We start from the raw sequence: 17111 nt of genomic DNA on the forward strand, positions 1-17111 counted from the left end.
CCCCGCCATGTTCAACTTCCTCGTCAACACCAGCCTGCGCAACCGGCTCTTCGTCCTGGCCGCCGCGGCGATCCTTGTCGTCTACGGCTCGTTCGTCCTCAAAGACCTGCCGATCGACGTCTTCCCCGACCTGAACAAGCCCACGGTCACGCTGATGACGGAGGCCGAGGGGCTGGCGCCGGAGGAGGTCGAGCAGTTGGTCTCCTTCCCGCTGGAAACGTCGATGAACGGCATGCCGGGCATCACCCGCGTGCGCTCGGTGTCCGGCGTCGGGCTCAGCATCGTCTTCGTCGAGTTCGATTGGGGCACGGACATCTACCGCAACCGCCAGCAGGTCGCCGAGCGGCTGGCCATCGTCCAGGGGCAGCTTCCGCCCAACGTCCGGCCGCAGATGGGGCCGATCTCCTCCATCATGGGCGAGATCATGCTGATCGCCATGTCCGGCGACGGCGTCGGCCCGATGGAGGTCCGTGAACTCGCCGACTGGGTGGTGCGGCCGCGGCTGCTCGCCATTCCCGGCGTCAGCCAGGTCATCCCGATCGGCGGGGAGATCCGGCAGTACCGCGTCGCGCCCGACCCGGCGCGGCTGCACGACCTGGAGATCACCACCGACGAACTGGTGAAGGCGCTGCAGCAGTTCTCGGCCAACACCGGCGGTGGCTTCATCGACCAACATTCCCAGGAGTACCTGATCCGCAACATCGGCCGGACGACCCGGCTGGAGGACCTCCGCAACCTCGTCGTCGCCTACAAGACGGGGCAGCCCATCCTGCTCCACCAGATCGCCGCCGTGGATTTCGCCGCCCGCGTGAAGCGCGGCGACGCGGGCGTCAACGGCAAGCCCGCCGTGATCCTGTCCGTCCAGAAGCAACCCGGCGCCGACACCACGACATTGACCGCCGAGGTGGAAGCCGCCCTGGGCGACTTGGCGAAGTTCCTGCCGAAGGGCGTCCACGCCGACGAGATCCTGTTCAAGCAGGCCAACTTCATCCAGACCTCCATCGGCAACGTGGAGAAGGTCCTGCTGGAGGCGGTTGCCGTCGTGGCGGTGATCCTCTTCCTGTTCCTGCTGAACGTGCGGACGACGTTCATCTCGCTGACCGCCATCCCGATCTCGATCCTGATCACCGTGCTGGTGTTCAAGGCGTTCGGCATGTCGATCAACACGATGACGCTGGGCGGCCTCGCCATCGCCATCGGCGAACTCGTCGACGACGCCGTGGTGGACGTTGAGAACATCTACCGGCGCCTCGGCGAGAACCGGCGGGCGGGCAACCCGCGGGGCATCCTGGAGGTGGTCGCCTCGGCCTCGCAGGAGGTGCGCTCGGGCATCGTCTACGCCACCATCATCATCATCCTGGTCTTCGTGCCGCTGTTTGCGTTGACCGGCATCGAGGGACGCCTCTTCGCCCCGCTGGGCGTTGCCTACATCGTCTCCATCCTGGCCAGCCTCGTCACCGCCATCACCGTCACGCCGGTGCTGTCCTACTACCTGCTTCCCAGGCTGAAGCGGCTAGAGGAGCACGACAGCTGGCTGGTCCGCAAGCTGAAGGCCGGGAACGCCCGGCTCCTGGGCTGGGCCTTCGCCAACCCGGGGACGCTGTTCGCCACGGTGGGGGCCGCCGTCCTGATCGCCGCGGCGACGGTGCCGAGCCTGCCGCGCGCCTTCCTGCCGCCGTTCAACGAGGGCACGCTGACCATCTCCATGGTGCTGAACCCCGGCATCTCGCTGGCCGAGTCCAACCGGGTCGGGCTGGCGGCGGAGAGGCTGATCATGCAGGTGCCCGAGGTGGCCTCCGTCGGGCGCCGCACCGGCCGCGCCGAACTCGATGAGCACGCCGAGGGCGTCCATTCCAGTGAGATTGATGTCGACCTGAAGCCGTCCGAACGCAGCCGGGCTGAGGTGCTGGCCGATGTCCGCGCCCGGCTGGCCGCCCTGCCGGTGTCGGTGAACATCGGCCAACCGATCTCGCACCGGCTCGATCACATGCTCTCCGGGGTCCGCGCCCAGATCGCGTTGAAGGTCTTCGGCGAGGATCTGGACACCCTGCGCAGCCTCGCCGGGCAGCTTCAGCAAAAGCTCGCAGTGGTTCCGGGACTGGTGGACCTCCAGATCGAGAAGCAGGTGCGCATCCCGCAGGTCCAGGTGGTCGTGGACTACGAGCGGGCGGCGCTCTACGGCGTCACCCCGTCCATGGCGACGGAGGCGCTGGAGAGCCTGTCCAACGGCCGCGTGGTGTCGGAGATCGTCGACGGCACGCGGCGTTTCGACGTCGTGCTGCGCCTGTCGGACGAGGATCGCACCACCAGCGGCCTGGCGAATCTGCTGGTCGAGACCCCGGCGGGCCGGGTGCCGCTCAGCCTGTTCGCCTCGGTCGAGGAGACGGACGGCCCCAACCAGATCCTCCGGGAGAACGGCAAGCGCCGCATCGTCATCCTCGGCAACTCCGACGGCCAGACGGACATGGCCCGGATCGTCGCGGGCATTCGCGACGTGGTCGCCCGGTCGCAGCTGCCGCCGGGCTACTTCACCAGCTTGGAAGGCACCTTCCAGGCGCAGGAGGAGGCGTCCAAGACCATCGCCGCGCTGTCGATGGTGTCGCTGGCGATGATCTTCCTGGTGCTCTACAGCCGGTACCGCTCGGCGGTGCTCGCTCTGATCATCATGGGCAACGTGCCGCTGGCCCTCATCGGCAGCGTCGCGGCGCTGTGGATCGCCGGACAGCCGCTGTCGGTGGCCTCAATGATCGGCTTCATCACGCTGACCGGCATCAGCACGCGCAACGGCATCCTGAAGATCAGCCATTACATCAACCTTGTCCTGCACGAGGGCGAGACCTTCGGCAAGGCTATGGTGATCCGGGGCAGCCAGGAGCGCCTGACACCCGTGCTGATGACCGCACTGTCGGCGGGCGTGGCGCTGGTGCCGCTGATGATCGGCGCCGACGCGCCGGGCAAGGAGATCCTGCACCCGGTCGCCGTCACCATCTTTGGCGGGCTGGTCAGCGCGACCCTGCTCGACACGGTCCTGACCCCGGTCCTCTTCCTCAAGCTCGGCGAGAAGCCGCTGAACCGTCTGGTCGCCGCCCAGGCCGGTTCGCTGCGTCCGGCCGAGGCCTACTGATCCCCCTCACCCGGTCCATCCAGAAGGAAACCACACCGTGAAGTTCTCGACCCTCCTCCTCGCCACCGCCCTCTTCACCGCCCCGGCCACGGCCTTCGCCGACGGCCCGAAGATTGGCCCGAACGGTGGCCAGCGCGCCGACGCGGGCCCCTACCACGTCGAAGTCGTGCTCAAGGGCAACGACGTCGTCCTGTACGTGACCGATGGTGCCGACAAGCCGGTCGATGTGACCGGCGCCAAGGCCGAGGCGACCGTCCTGGCGAACAAGCAGACCCAGAAGGTCGCGCTCGAACCCGCGGGCGCCAACGCCCTCAAGGGGCAGGCGAACCTCGGCGGCGCGCACGACAGCGTGAAGGTGGTCACCGCGCTGACCATGCCCGGCCAGAAGCCGGTGCAGGCCCGCTTCGAAATGGGCCACGCGGGTCACTGATACGGTCGGAAAATGATCGCTTTCATCATTCTCCAACCGTGAAACCCGGCAGATCAATGCTTTAGCATTGATCGAGAGGGTCATGCCGACGGCGCCTTCAGGTGCCGTCGGCATGAGATCGGCATGGGCGGCATCAGGATTTCCGCTCCATGCCGCCCCGCAAGCAAGGAGATGCGCGATGAGCGCCAAGAAGAAACTCGCCACGATGGCTGCCGCCCTGCTGGTCGGTGCCGTGGTCGCCGGACCGGTCTGGGCGGCCGAGACCCTCAAGCTGAACGAGGTCTCGCACCTCCACGGGATTGCCGTGGGCCCCGCAGACCCGTCGCGCCTGTATCTCGCCTCGCATCACGGCGTGTGGCTGACCAACCCCGACGGCACGGCCACGCGGGTATCCGACAACCGTTGGGACTACATGGGATTCACACCGAATCCGGCGCAGCCCGACGCCTTCTTCGCCAGCGGTCACCCGGAGAAGGGCGGGCACCTCGGCGTCCTCGTCTCGACCGATGGCGCGAAGACCTGGAAGCCGATCTCGGCGGGTGTGAACGGACCCGTGGACTTCCACGCCATGGACGTCAGCCCGGCCGACCCGACGGTGCTGTACGGGCACTACGGCAGCGTCCAGATCAGCCGCGACGCCGGGAAGACCTGGGAGGTGACCGGCAAGCCGCCCGCCGACATGTTCGACCTGGCGGCCTCCTCGAAGGACCCGAACACCGTGTACGGCGCCACGCGCGCCGGACTTATGGTGAGCCGCGACGCAGGCAGGACCTGGCAGGCCGCCCACATCGTGCGGCGCCCGGCGACCATGGTCACGACCACGAAGGACGGCGCCGCCTACGCCTACCAAGTCGGCACCGGTCTGCTCAAGACGACCGAGCCGAGCCTCGCGTGGCAACCGGTCAGCAACACCTTCGGTGACGCCGTCCTGCTGCACCTTGCGGTCGACCCGACCAACCCCGAGCGGCTCTACGCCGTGACCGACAAGAGCGCCATCCTGACCAGCCAGGACGGCGGCAAGACCTGGAAGCCGTTCCGGTCGTGATGTGCCGGGGGATGTGGTGATGAAGGCGATGAAGATTGGCGTTGGCTTGGCGATGGGTGCGGCGATCACGGTGGCTGGCGTCGTCCTGTTCGCTGGCCCCAAGGCAGGCGCCGATCCAACCGACGCCGCCCAGGTTGCCCAGGGCAAGGCGGTCTACGCGGAGCAGTGCGCGTCGTGCCACGGCGCGCGGCTCGAGGGCCAGCCGGAGTGGCAAAGCCGCAAGCCAGACGGCCGTCTGCCCGCGCCGCCGCACGACGCCTCCGGGCACACGTGGCACCACCCCGACGCCGACCTCTTCAAAATCACCAAGCAAGGCGTCGTTGAATTCGCCCCGCCCGGCTACGAGAGCGACATGCCCGCCTTCGGCGGCGTGCTGAGCGATGCCGAGATCTGGGCGGTCCTGGCCTTCATCAAGAGCTCCTGGCCCGAGGAGATCCGTCTTCGCCACGCCGCCCTGAGCGAACGCGCGAAGAAGTGAGGAGAGGACGCGAGCGGGCCACACAACGCGCTTGACCTTCCAGTCATTGGAAGGTGGAGCCTTGGTTTCATGGATGCCATCGCACGCCGGTGCCGGGAAGCGCGAACGAACGCGGAGGCACCGACGCCTGCATGCGAAGGGAGAAGCGAACATGAACGACCAGCACCGCAGCCACGCACACCATCCTGACCACCACAGTCACGGTGGGCACGACCACCACGCCGGTGCCGACGACCGGCCCAAGGTGAAGGACCCCGTGTGCGGCATGATGGTCGATCCCGAGCGGACCGGGCACCAAGCCGGGCATGGCGGCCAGACCTTCCACTTCTGCTCGGCGCGCTGCCACGACAAGTTCGTCGCCGACCCGGAGCGGTACCTGAAGCTGGAGGCAAAGCCCGCCGCTCCCGAGAAGGCCGCCCAGGCGTCGCCGCAGAAGGGCATGATCTACACCTGCCCGATGCACCCGGAGATCCGCCAGGAGGGGCCGGGCAACTGCCCGATCTGCGGCATGGCCCTGGAGCCGGTCGGAGCCACCCTTGCGGAAGGGCCCAACCCGGAACTCGTCGACATGACGCGGCGGTTCTGGATCGGCTTGGTCCTGAGCGTGCCGCTGCTGGTGCTGGAGATGGGCGGCCACATCCCGGGGCTTGGGCTCCATGACGTGGTGCCGCCCCGCGTCTCCGTCTGGGTGCAGTTCCTGTTGGCGACGCCGGTGGTGCTGTGGGCGGGTTGGCCACTGCTGGAGCGCGGCTGGCGGTCGTTCGTGAACCGCAGCCTGAACATGTTCAGCCTGATCGCGCTGGGCGTCGGAGTGGCCTACGTGTTCAGCCTGGTCGCGACGTTCCTGCCGGGCGTCTTCCCGCCGAGCTTCCGCGGCATGGACGGCGTGGTGGCCGTCTATTACGAGGCGGCCGCCGTCATCACGGTGCTGGTGCTGCTCGGGCAGGTGCTCGAGCTCCGCGCCCGCGAGCAGACCGGCGGCGCCATCCGCGCGCTGCTCAACCTCGCGCCCAAGACGGCGCGGCGCATCCGTACCGACGGCGAGGATGAGGAGGTGCCGCTCGAGGTGGTCCAGGTCGGCGACCGGCTGCGCGTCCGTCCCGGCGACGGCGTGCCTGTCGACGGCGAGGTCCTGGAGGGCCGCAGCGCCGTCGACGAGTCCATGGTCACCGGCGAGAGCATGCCGGTCGGGAAGGAGCCGGGCGCCAAGGTCATCGGCGGCACCGTGAACCAGACGGGCGCCCTGGTGATGCGCGCCGAGAAGGTTGGGTCCGACACCATGCTGTCGCGCATCGTCACCATGGTGGCCGAGGCCCAGCGCAGCCGGGCGCCCATCCAGCGCATGGCCGACGTGGTGTCTGGCTACTTCGTTCCGGCGGTGATCCTCGTGGCCGCCCTGGCCTTCGTCGCTTGGATGGTCTGGGGGCCGCAGCCCGCCTTCGCCTACGCGCTGATCGCGGCGGTCTCGGTGCTCATCATCGCCTGCCCTTGCGCGCTGGGGCTGGCGACGCCGATGTCGATCATGGTCGGTGTCGGCAAGGGGGCGACCGCGGGCGTCCTGATCAAGGACGCGGCGTCCCTTGAGCGGTTCGAGAAGGTCGACACGCTCGTCGTTGACAAGACCGGCACCCTGACCGAGGGCAAGCCAAAGGTGACCGCCGTGGTTCCGGCGCCGGGCATCGACGAGGCGGACCTTCTGACGCTGGCGGCGAGCCTGGAGCGGTCGAGCGAGCACCCGCTGGCGGCCGCCATCGTCGCCTCCGCCAAGGAACGGGGCCTGCCGCTGCGGGACGTCGCCGACTTCGGCTCCGTCACCGGCAAGGGCGTCGTCGGGACGGTCGGCGGGCGCACAGTGTCCCTCGGCAACGCCGCGATGATGCGGGACCAGGGTGTCGCGCTGGGCGACCTGGAAACGCGCGCCGACGACCTCCGGCGCGAGGGTGCCACCGCTCTCTTCGCCGCCATCGACGGCCAGCCGGGTGGCGTGATTGCGGTCGCCGACCCGATCAAGGCGACCACGCCGCATGCGCTGGAGACGCTCCGGAACGATGGTGTGCGGATCGTCATGCTGACCGGCGACAACCGGACCACGGCCGAGGCGGTGGCGCGTCGCCTGGGCATCGACGCGGTCGAGGCCGAGGTGCTGCCGGAGGACAAGAACCAGGTGGTGAAGCGGCTGAAGGCGCAGGGCCGGGTGGTGGCGATGGCCGGAGACGGCGTGAACGACGCCCCGGCGTTGGCCGAGGCCGACGTCGGCGTGGCGATGGGCACCGGCACCGAGGTCGCGATTCAGAGTGCCGGGGTGACGCTGGTGAAGGGGGATCTGGCGGGCATCGCACGGGCGCGGACTCTCAGCCGGGCAACGATGCGCAACATCCGGCAGAACCTGTTTCTGGCGTTCGTCTACAACGCGCTCGGCGTGCCGGTCGCGGCGGGTGTCTTCTACCCGCTGTTCGGGTGGACGCTGTCACCGATCATCGCCGCGTCCGCGATGGCCCTGAGTTCGGTGTCCGTGGTCGGGAACGCGCTGCGGCTGCGTAGGCTCAAATTGTAGGAGGATCGACGGGTGTCGCCCGCGCGAAGGCCGGACGCCGGTCTTCCCGGACCATGCTCCTGACCGTCATCCGTGGGTGTCGGGAATTCCCATTGGTATTGTCTGCCGAGTTCCTACCGCGGCCTGCTTTCCCGCGCATGGAAGGAACTGGGCTACCCGTTTGAACGCTGACCGGTTCGATCGGCATCGAGGGTCCTTCCAAGGGTTGTCAGGCGAGTCCGGATCCAGCACCTCCAACACGCGGTCCATAGCTTCGACCGGCGGCGCCTCTCTCTGGCCCACGCCATTCCACCCCTTCGTCAGCGGCACCTTGGCTTTCAGCCTGGCCACCATTTCGTCCAACTGCGCCTTGCGCTTCGACGCGGCCTCCAGATCGAGGTCATTGCTGCCCTCCTGTCCGAGCCATTGGGGGGAACGGGCAACGGTCCGCACTCGATTCGCCGTGGTATGCTGATGGACCGTTTTGGTGGTCACCGGCGCCCCCATACGGACCTGTTCGAGCGACACCACCTTGCGAGCATTCGTAGGCTTGGTACAGGCGTCACCGCCCACCTCGTCCAGATGCCGCACTGCTGCCCCGGCGACGCTGGCGACCTCGTGGCTCTTGAGGAATTGGCCGGAGAGCATCCGGCTTTCGATGTCGATGCCGGTCTCAGCAGCCCATTGATACAGGAACTTCAGGGACTGGCAGTTTGCCTGCAGGGCGTTGCTGGCCCGATGGGCGGTGCGCCGAATTGTCAGCCGCCAAGCGTTCCACCAGATAGGAGGCACGCCAACGGAAGCGATCAAGAGGGAGATTCGCTCCCCCTCCATCACGATGATGCGGACCTGAAGCCGTGCAATTCTTTACAGGCTTCCCCGGTAACAATCTCACAGGCAGAAAAACACCACAGCCGGTAAGGTATGCAACCGGGGAAACCAGTAAACACAAAGGCCTCAGGCTGGAAACCTCACACGACCACCCCTGGTAAGTTTTAGAACGGGATTTCGTCGTCCAGGTCGTCGTGCTTGGGCGGAGCACCGCCGCCGCTACGACCGCCACCACCGTAGCCGCCACCACCGCTGCCGCCGCCGCTGTAGCCACCGCCACCACCGCCGCCACCGCCGCCACCGCCGCCACGCGACTCGTAGCCGCCGCCGCCGTAACCGCCGCCGCCGCCACCTTCGCCCTCACGGCCGCCGGTGAAGTCGATCTCGGCGACACGCACCGACAGGCCGGCGCCGCGGGTGCCGTCGCGCTTCTCGAACTCGCGGAGCGTCACCTCACCGGAGATGACCACGGCCTTGCCCTTGGTCAGGTGCTGCGCCAGAGCCTCCGCACGGCGGCCCCAGATGGAGCAGTCCACCCACTGGGTGGTCTTGCGGTCGCCGAATCCGACGTCGTTGGCGACGCGGAAGCCCAGAACCTTTTCACCGCTCTGCGTGGAGCGAAGCTCGCCATCCGCGCCGAGGCGCCCCGTAAACGTCCATACATTCATCGCACGTGTCTCCTAGCGCGGGTTCCCGGTATCCCATCCGACCCGTTCGGGCGCCCGGCGGAAGGGCGTCCGGATACCGGGGGTGTCTGTTCGCAGGGCCGGTTTGATCCATGGATCGGTCCATGCCCCACCCTGCCTTGCGCTTCACAAAGCATGCGGAAAGGGCACGGGTCAACCGCCGCCGCGGAGCGCTTCGCCCCTTCCACCCGGATCAACCCGCCCACTCCGCGCGAAAGAGAACACTCCATGAACAAACATAGCAGAGAGAGTCCGTGCCGCCAACATATTCCTTGGTGGCTCTCCATCGTCGGCTCCATGGCATTCCCACACCGCGACCCTGGGTCCCGCAAGGCCGGAAAGGGACGCGTACCGGTGGCAAGTCGCCTGCGCGTGGCACATATCTGTCCGGGCTTTCGGAGCTTTTTTGGCGCCTTCCCTTCCCCTCCGGTTTCGGCTAAGAACACTCCATGAACAAGCACATCAGTGTCCGCGGCGCGCGGGAGCACAACCTCAAGAACGTCGATGTCGATCTGCCTCGGGACGAGCTGATCGTCATCACCGGCTTGTCGGGATCGGGCAAGTCATCGCTGGCGTTCGACACGATCTACGCGGAAGGCCAGCGGCGCTACGTCGAGAGCCTGTCGGCCTACGCGCGCCAGTTCCTGGAGCTGATGCAGAAGCCGGACGTCGACTCGATCGAGGGGCTGTCGCCGGCCATCTCGATCGAGCAGAAGACGACCTCGAAGAACCCGCGCTCCACCGTCGGCACGGTGACGGAGATCTACGACTACATGCGCCTGCTGTGGGCGCGGGTCGGCATCCCCTACTCTCCGGCCACCGGCCTGCCCATCGAGAGCCAGACGGTCAGCCAGATGGTCGACCGCATCCTGGCGATGCCGGAGGGCACGCGCCTGCTGCTGCTGGCGCCGCTGATCCGGGGCCGCAAGGGCGAGTACAAGAAGGAGATCCAGGACCTCCGCAAGCGCGGCTTCCAGCGCGTGCGCGTCGACGGCACGATGCACGAGATCGACGAGGTTCCGGCGCTCAACAAGAAGCTGAAGCACGACATCGACGTGGTGGTGGACCGCATCGTCGTCCGCGAGGGGCTGGGCAACCGGCTCGCCGATTCGCTGGAGACGGCGCTCGGCCTCGCCGACGGAATCGTCTTCGTCGAGGACGCCGAGTCGCACGAGCAGACCGTCTTCTCGCAGAAATTCGCCTGCCCGGTGTCCGGCTTCACAATCCCAGAGATCGAGCCGCGGCTGTTCTCCTTCAACAACCCGTTCGGCGCCTGCCCGGCCTGCGACGGGCTGGGCAGCAAGATCTACTTCGACCCCATGCTGGTCGTCCCGGACGAGCGGCTGTCGCTGAAGAAGGGCGCCATCGCCCCCTGGGCCGGCTCCTCCTCCCAGTATTACGTGCAGACTCTGGAGAGCATCGCCCAGCATTTCGGCGTCGCCATGGACACGCCGTGGGAGAAGCTGCCGGAGAAGGTCCGCCAGACCATCCTCTACGGTTCCGACGGCTCCGCCATCACGATGACCTACGACGACGGGCTGCGCAGCTACCAGACGAACAAGGCCTTCGAGGGCATCGTCAACAACCTGGAGCGCCGCTACCGCGAGACGGAAAGTGCCTACATGCGGGAGGAGTTGTCCAAGTACCAGTCCTCCCAGCCCTGCGAGACCTGCAAGGGCGCCCGCCTGAAGCCGGAGGCGCTGGCCGTCAAGGTGCACGGCCAGCACATCTCCCAGGCGGCGGAAATGTCCATCGCCGACGCGGCGACGTGGTTCAGCACGCTGAACGACCATCTGCGCCCGAAGGACAAGGAGATCGCCTACCGCATCCTCAAGGAGATCAACGAGCGGCTGGGCTTCCTCAACGCGGTGGGGCTGGAATACCTGACGCTCAGCCGCGGCTCCGGATCGCTGTCCGGCGGCGAGAGCCAGCGCATCCGCCTCGCCTCGCAGATCGGGTCCGGCCTGACCGGCGTTCTCTACGTGCTGGACGAGCCGTCGATCGGCCTGCACCAGCGCGACAACGACCGGCTGCTGGCGACGCTGAAGCGGCTGCGCGACCTCGGCAACACCGTGATCGTGGTCGAGCATGACGAGGACGCCATCCGCACCGCCGACTATCTGGTCGACATGGGCCCCGGCGCCGGCCAGCATGGCGGCACCGTGATCGCCCAGGGCACCCCGGCGGAGGTCCAGGCCAACCCCGACAGCGTCACCGCCCAGTTCCTCAACGGCACCCGCTTCGTGCCGGTGCCGGACCAGCGCCGCCCCGGCCACAAGGGCCAGTTCCTGGAGGTGAAGGGCGCGCGCGCCAACAACCTCCAGAACGTCTCGGCGCGCATCCCGATGGGCACCTTCACCTGCGTGACCGGCGTGTCGGGCGGCGGCAAGTCCACCCTGATCATCGAGACGCTCTACAAGGCGGTGGCGCGCAAGCTGATGGGGGCGCGCGAGCATCCGGCGGAGCATGACGAGCTGCTGGGGCTGGAGAATCTCGACAAGGTCATCGACATCGACCAGTCGCCGATCGGCCGCACCCCGCGCTCCAATCCGGCGACCTACACCGGCGCCTTCACCCCGATCCGCGACTGGTTCGCCGGCCTGCCCGAGGCCAAGGCTCGCGGCTATGGCCCCGGCCGCTTCTCCTTCAACGTGAAGGGCGGACGCTGCGAGGCGTGCCAGGGCGATGGCGTCATCAAGATCGAGATGCACTTCCTGCCCGACGTTTACGTCACCTGCGACGTCTGCCACGGCAAGCGCTACAACCGCGAGACGCTGGAAGTCACCTACCGCGACAAGACCATCGCCGACGTGCTCGACATGACGGTCGAGGAGGGCAAGGAGTTCTTCAAGGCCGTGCCCGGCATCCGCGACAAGATGGAGACGCTGGAGCGGGTGGGCCTCGGCTACATCCACATCGGCCAGCCCGCCACGACACTCTCCGGCGGCGAGGCGCAGCGGGTGAAGCTGTCCAAGGAGCTGAGCCGCCGGGCCACCGGCCGCACGCTCTACATCCTCGACGAACCGACCACCGGCCTGCATTTCGCCGACGTCGAGAAGCTGATGGAGGTGCTCCACGCGCTGGTCGACCAGGGCAACACGGTGCTGGTGATCGAGCACAATCTGGAGGTCATCAAGACCGCCGACTGGATCATCGACCTCGGCCCCGAGGGCGGCACCGGCGGCGGCGAGATCGTCGCGGAGGGCACCCCGGAAGACGTGGCGAAGGTCAAGCGGAGTTACACCGGCCAGTATCTGGCCCCTTACCTGAAGGCGAAGCCGAAAAGCCGAAAGAGGGCATGAAGTCGGGCCGGGGCCACCCCCGGCCTTTTTCTTCCGACCGACTTTTGTCCCGGAAACAAAGCCGCAGCGGGGGCGTTTCCTCTCCATCTTTCGCCAAACAGGATGGAGACGGAACATGTCCAGGACCATGATGTCCGGTGTGGCGCTGGCTTTCGGCGCGGCCCTGCTGGTCAGCGCCTGCGGTACCGACGAGTCCACCAGCACCACGACCACCACCACGACCACCTCGCCCGGCTACGGCAACTCCAGCCTGACCACCCCGCCGGCCAGCGGGTCGACCACCACCGAGCGCACGACGACGACCAAGAGCGAATAAGGACTGGTCGCGTCGGACTTAAGAGAAACGGCCGGCTCCGCACAGGTGGGACCGGCCGTTGTCTTGCCGATTCTTTGCTTGTTCGTCCTACCAACGTACAAGTTTCAAGCTCCCTCCGCTCGGTTAGGATTTCGAAGCGCGCCCAACGATGCGCGCCGGAACAGCCGAACAACGGAGGGAACCCCATGCGCACCCTGTTCGCGATCACGGCCGCCCTGATCGCGCTGGCCAGCCCGGCCCTGGCCGTCGAGGTCACGGAGTCGGCCACCCTGCCCTACCCGGTCGAGACGGTCTGGCAGCAGATCGGCCCCTTCTGCAACCTCGGCACCTGGCATCCGGCGGTGGAGAGCTGCACCCTGCGCCGGAAGGACGGCGCGGAGGAGCGCGTGCTGGCCCTCAAGGGCGGCGGCGCGATCGAGGAGCGGCTGCTCTCTTCCTCCGCCAGCAGCCACCGCATCCGCTACTCGATCCTGACCAGCCCCCTGCCGGTCAAGGACTACGAGGCTTCCCTGTCGGCCGAACCGGCGGGCAAGGGCACGCGCGTCGTTTGGACGGCGCGCTACACCTCGAACGGCGCCAGCGACGAGGAATCGCGCAAGGTGATCTCGGGCATCTTCACCTCGGGCTTCGACGGGCTGAAGCAGAAGCTCGCCCCCAAGTAAGTCACCGGTCTTCGGCGAAGCGGTCAGGATCGCCGGAACCAGCGCACGATCCTGGTCGCGATTCCGCGCCGTGGTCCGGGTTGGCCTTGCCGTGGCGACAATGACGGTCTACTTGTTCGGCAACTTTGCGAAAGTTGCTGATATGGTCGACACGTCCCTTTCCCCCGTTCACGTCATCGGCGGCGGCCTCGCCGGGTCCGAAGCCGCGTGGCAGCTCGCCCAGCGCGGCGTTCCCGTTGTGCTGCACGAGATGCGGCCCATCCGCCCGACCGAGGCGCACAGCACCGACCAGCTCGCCGAACTGGTGTGCTCCAACTCCTTCCGGTCGGACGACGCGGAGTACAACGCGGTCGGGCTGCTGCACGAGGAGATGCGGCGCTGCGGCTCGCTGATCCTGCGCTGCGCCGACGCGCACAAGGTGCCGGCCGGCGGCGCGCTGGCCATGGACCGCGACGGCTTCGCGGGCGCGGTGACCGAGGCGATCACCGGCCACCCGCTCATCACCGTGGAGCGCGGCGAGGTCACGGGCCTGCCGCCGGAGGCGTGGGACAGCGTCGTCATCGCCACCGGCCCCCTCACCTCCCCGCCGCTGGCCGAGGCCATCCGCGCCTTTACGGGTGAGGAGTCGCTGGCCTTCTTCGACGCCATCGCCCCCATCGTCTATCTGGAGAGCGTCGACCTGTCCAAGGCGTGGTTCCAGTCGCGCTACGACAAGCCCGGCCCCGGCGGCACCGGCAAGGACTACATCAACTGCGCCTTCGAGAAGGACGAATACCGCGCCTTCATCGACGCCCTGCTGACCGGCGAAACGGTGGACTTCAAGGAGTGGGAGAAGAGCACGCCCTACTTCGAAGGCTGCCTGCCCATCGAGGTGATGGCGGAGCGCGGGGTGGACACGCTGCGCTACGGCCCGATGAAGCCGGTCGGCCTGACCAACCCGCACAAGCCGGAACGCCGCCCCTACGCGGTGGTCCAGCTCCGCCAGGACAACGCGCTGGGCACGCTCTACAACCTCGTCGGCTTCCAGACCAAGCTGCGCCACGCCGAGCAGGCGCGGGTCTTCCGCATGATCCCCGGCCTGGAAAACGCGGAGTTCGCCCGGTTGGGCGGCCTGCACCGCAACACCTTCCTGAACAGCCCGCGCCTGCTGGACGGCGCTCTGCGGCTGAAGGCGCAGCCGCGCATCCGCTTCGCCGGGCAGGTGACCGGCTGCGAGGGCTATGTGGAGAGCGCCGCCGTCGGCCTGCTGGCCGGGCGCTTCGCCGCCGCCGAGCGTCTGGGCGGCGAGCCGTCCGCCCCGCCGGCCACCACGGCGCTGGGGGCGATCCTCGGCCACATCACCGGCGGCGCCAACGCCGACACCTACCAGCCGATGAACGTCAATTTCGGCCTGTTCCCGCCGGTGGACGAGCGCATCCGCGGCCGCGACCGCAAGCTGGCCTACACCCGCCGCGCGCTGGAAGATCTGGGCGGTTGGCTGGCCACCGCGCCCGGCGTCACCGCCTGAGGAACGGTGTTCCCGGTAAAATGTTACAAAACCATAATAAAGATCATAAGTGACGCTTAACCATCTCCGTGGAACACTTTCTTTCGAAAGAACAGGAAAGTCTTCCAACGGGATGGTTATGATTAAAACAAATTCATTGGTTGCCAAACAGGTGATCGTCATCGTGATGGTGACGATCGTTTCCCTGGCGGTGGGAATTGCAGCCCTCACCACCAAGAGCGGGTCGGACATCGAAACCCTGGCCTTCCAGAGCGGGGAGCAGCTTGGCCACCGTTACGGCGAGATGGTGCACGCCCGGTTGGGCACCGCGATGGAGGCCAGCCGCTTCATCGCGGCCTCCCTGGTCGGCCTGAAAGCCGCGGGCCGCGCCGACCGGGAGCAGCTCTCCACCTGGCTCAAGAGCATCGCCGAGGCCAACCCGGATTTCCTCGGCGTGTGGGTGGGGATGGAGCCGAACGCGCTGGACGGCCGCGACGCGGAGTTCGCCAACAAGCCGGGCTCCGACGCCTCCGGCCGGTTCCTCCCCTATTGGAACCGCGGGTCGGGGGCGGTCGCGCTGGAGTCCCTCGTCGGCTATGACGACCCGGGCTCCGACGGCGCCTATTATCAGATCCCCAAGCGCACCGGGCACGCCATGGTGGTGGAGCCCTACAGCTACATGGTCGCCGGCCGGAAGGTGCTGATGATCTCCATGTCCGTTCCGATCGTCGAGAACGGCCATGTCATCGGGGTCGCCGGCGTGGACCTGTCCACCGACGGCATCTGGTCCATGCTGAAAACGGTGAAGCCCTTCCACAGCGGGTCCATCCACCTGATTTCCAACGACGGCGTCTGGGCCGGTCACCCTGACGCCGAACAGATGGGGCAACCGATCGATAAATCGGACCCGGCGCTTGACGCCGCCAAACCGGCCATCCGCGCGGGCCGGAGTTTCGAGCAGATGTCGGTCGCCGATAGACAGCCCGTGAAGCAGCTGTTCCTGCCGGTAAAGGTCGCGGGAACGGAAACGCCCTGGTCCCTGCTGGTCAACCTGCCGCTCGACAAAATCAACGCCCCGGTCCGGGACCTGCGCAACGCCACAATCGTCGGCGGGCTGGTTCTGCTGGCCGCCCTGGTCGCCGCACTCCTGTTCGCCAGCCGCAGCATCGTCGGCCTGCCGTTGCGTCGCACCATCGCGACGCTGGACGCCGTGGTCGCCGGGGAGCGCGGCGTGGTCATCACCGATACCGGCCGCACCGACGAAATCGGCGCCATCAACAAGGCCCTGAAGCTCTTCCAGGACAACACCACCCGCATGGCGGAGCTGGAGGAGGAACGCCACCGCGAGGAGCAGCGCGCCGTCGAACGCCGCAAGCACGACCTCGCCGACGTCGCCAGCCGGTTCGAGGCGTCGGTGGGCGGCGTCGTGCGCAACGTGTCGGAACAGGCGGGCGCGATGCGCAGCACCGCGCAGAGTCTGTCGGCCATCGCCGCCCAGACCGACCGTCAGGCCGCCGCTGTGTCCACCGCCGCCGAGGAGGCCAGCCAGAACGTCCAGACGGTGGCCGCCGCGGCGGAGGAACTGAGCTGCTCCATCCGAGAGATCAACGAGCGGATAGGCCATTCCTCACAGATGGCCGCCGAGGCAGTGGCCGAGGTGGAGCGCACCAACAGCACGCTGGAGGGGTTGGCCGCCGCCGCTCAGAAGATCGGCGACGTGGTGAATCTGATCCAGGGCATCGCCGGGCAGACCAACCTCCTGGCGCTCAACGCCACCATCGAGGCCGCCCGCGCCGGGGAGGCCGGAAAAGGCTTCGCCGTCGTCGCCAGCGAGGTGAAGAATCTCGCCAACCAGACCGCCAAGGCGACGGAGGACATCTCGCGGCAGATCGCCGACATGCAGACCGTCAGCGGCACGGTGGTCGGCGTGATCCAGGCGGTGGGGCGGAGCATCATCGCCATCAACGAAACGATCACCGCCATCGCCGCCGCCGCGGAGCAGCAGGGCGCCGCCACCCAGGAGATCAGCCGCAACGTCCAGCAGGCGTCGATGGGCACCGCCGCCGTGTCGGTGAACATCGGCGGCGTGACCCAGGCGGCGGGCTCCACCGGCTCGATGGCCGATCAGGCGCTCAACGCCGCCGGCGACCTGTCCCGTGAGGCCGACCAGCTCCGCCAGGAGGTGGAACGGTTCGTGGCGATGATCCGCGCCGCCTGA

At 67.7% G+C, this 17111-nt stretch carries 12 protein-coding genes; 10 read left to right on the top strand and 2 right to left on the bottom strand.

Features of this window, described 5'->3' with window-relative positions:
* Positions 1–7 precede the first annotated feature (7 nt).
* From DS837_RS11425 to DS837_RS11445, 5 genes are all read left to right on the top strand, one after another.
* Positions 8–3124 (top strand): efflux RND transporter permease subunit, encoded by a 3117-nt coding sequence (locus DS837_RS11425; protein WP_149164848.1) that lies wholly within the window; start codon positions 8–10, stop codon positions 3122–3124.
* 37 nt (positions 3125–3161) lie between these two features.
* Complete coding sequence (locus tag DS837_RS11430; RefSeq protein WP_149164849.1) at positions 3162–3554, top strand: hypothetical protein; 393 nt, start codon at positions 3162–3164, stop codon at positions 3552–3554.
* A gap of 178 nt (positions 3555–3732) precedes the next feature.
* Complete coding sequence (locus DS837_RS11435; RefSeq protein WP_170295831.1) at positions 3733–4599, top strand: F510_1955 family glycosylhydrolase; 867 nt, start codon at positions 3733–3735, stop codon at positions 4597–4599.
* 19 nt (positions 4600–4618) lie between these two features.
* Positions 4619–5077, top strand: coding sequence for a c-type cytochrome (locus DS837_RS11440; RefSeq protein WP_149164851.1), 459 nt, complete (start codon positions 4619–4621; stop codon positions 5075–5077).
* Positions 5078–5228: 151 nt separating this feature from the next.
* Positions 5229–7631: a heavy metal translocating P-type ATPase gene (locus tag DS837_RS11445; protein WP_149164852.1), complete on the top strand. Its 2403-nt coding sequence runs from the start codon at positions 5229–5231 to the stop codon at positions 7629–7631.
* Positions 7632–7697: 66 nt separating this feature from the next.
* Here the strand turns inward: DS837_RS11445 and DS837_RS11450 are convergent, their stop codons facing one another.
* A complete protein-coding gene (locus tag DS837_RS11450; protein WP_149164853.1) occupies positions 7698–8420 on the bottom strand; it encodes a hypothetical protein in 723 nt (240 codons plus the stop codon).
* A 185-nt stretch (positions 8421–8605) separates the two neighbouring features.
* A complete protein-coding gene (locus tag DS837_RS11455; RefSeq protein WP_149164854.1) occupies positions 8606–9109 on the bottom strand; it encodes a single-stranded DNA-binding protein in 504 nt (167 codons plus the stop codon).
* 467 nt (positions 9110–9576) lie between these two features.
* Here DS837_RS11455 and uvrA point away from each other — a divergent pair, with 467 nt between their 5' ends.
* The 5 genes from uvrA (at position 9577) to DS837_RS11485 (ending at position 17111) form a co-directional block, all read left to right on the top strand.
* Complete coding sequence (gene uvrA / locus DS837_RS11460) at positions 9577–12429, top strand: excinuclease ABC subunit UvrA (RefSeq protein ID WP_149164855.1); 2853 nt, start codon at positions 9577–9579, stop codon at positions 12427–12429.
* A 115-nt stretch (positions 12430–12544) separates the two neighbouring features.
* Positions 12545–12745: a hypothetical protein gene (locus DS837_RS11465; RefSeq protein ID WP_149164856.1), complete on the top strand. Its 201-nt coding sequence runs from the start codon at positions 12545–12547 to the stop codon at positions 12743–12745.
* A gap of 185 nt (positions 12746–12930) precedes the next feature.
* Complete coding sequence (locus tag DS837_RS11475) at positions 12931–13407, top strand: SRPBCC family protein (protein ID WP_149164858.1); 477 nt, start codon at positions 12931–12933, stop codon at positions 13405–13407.
* 142 nt (positions 13408–13549) lie between these two features.
* Positions 13550–14914 carry a methylenetetrahydrofolate--tRNA-(uracil(54)-C(5))-methyltransferase (FADH(2)-oxidizing) TrmFO gene (trmFO, locus tag DS837_RS11480; RefSeq protein ID WP_149164859.1) on the top strand — a complete coding sequence of 455 codons (1365 nt, stop codon included), beginning with the start codon at positions 13550–13552 and terminating at the stop codon, positions 14912–14914.
* 136 nt (positions 14915–15050) lie between these two features.
* Entirely contained in the window at positions 15051–17111 is a 2061-nt protein-coding gene (locus DS837_RS11485) for a methyl-accepting chemotaxis protein (RefSeq protein ID WP_247889873.1), read from the top strand.

This window comes from Azospirillum brasilense (genome assembly GCF_008365405.1).
GTDB lineage: Bacteria > Pseudomonadota > Alphaproteobacteria > Azospirillales > Azospirillaceae > Azospirillum > Azospirillum brasilense_D.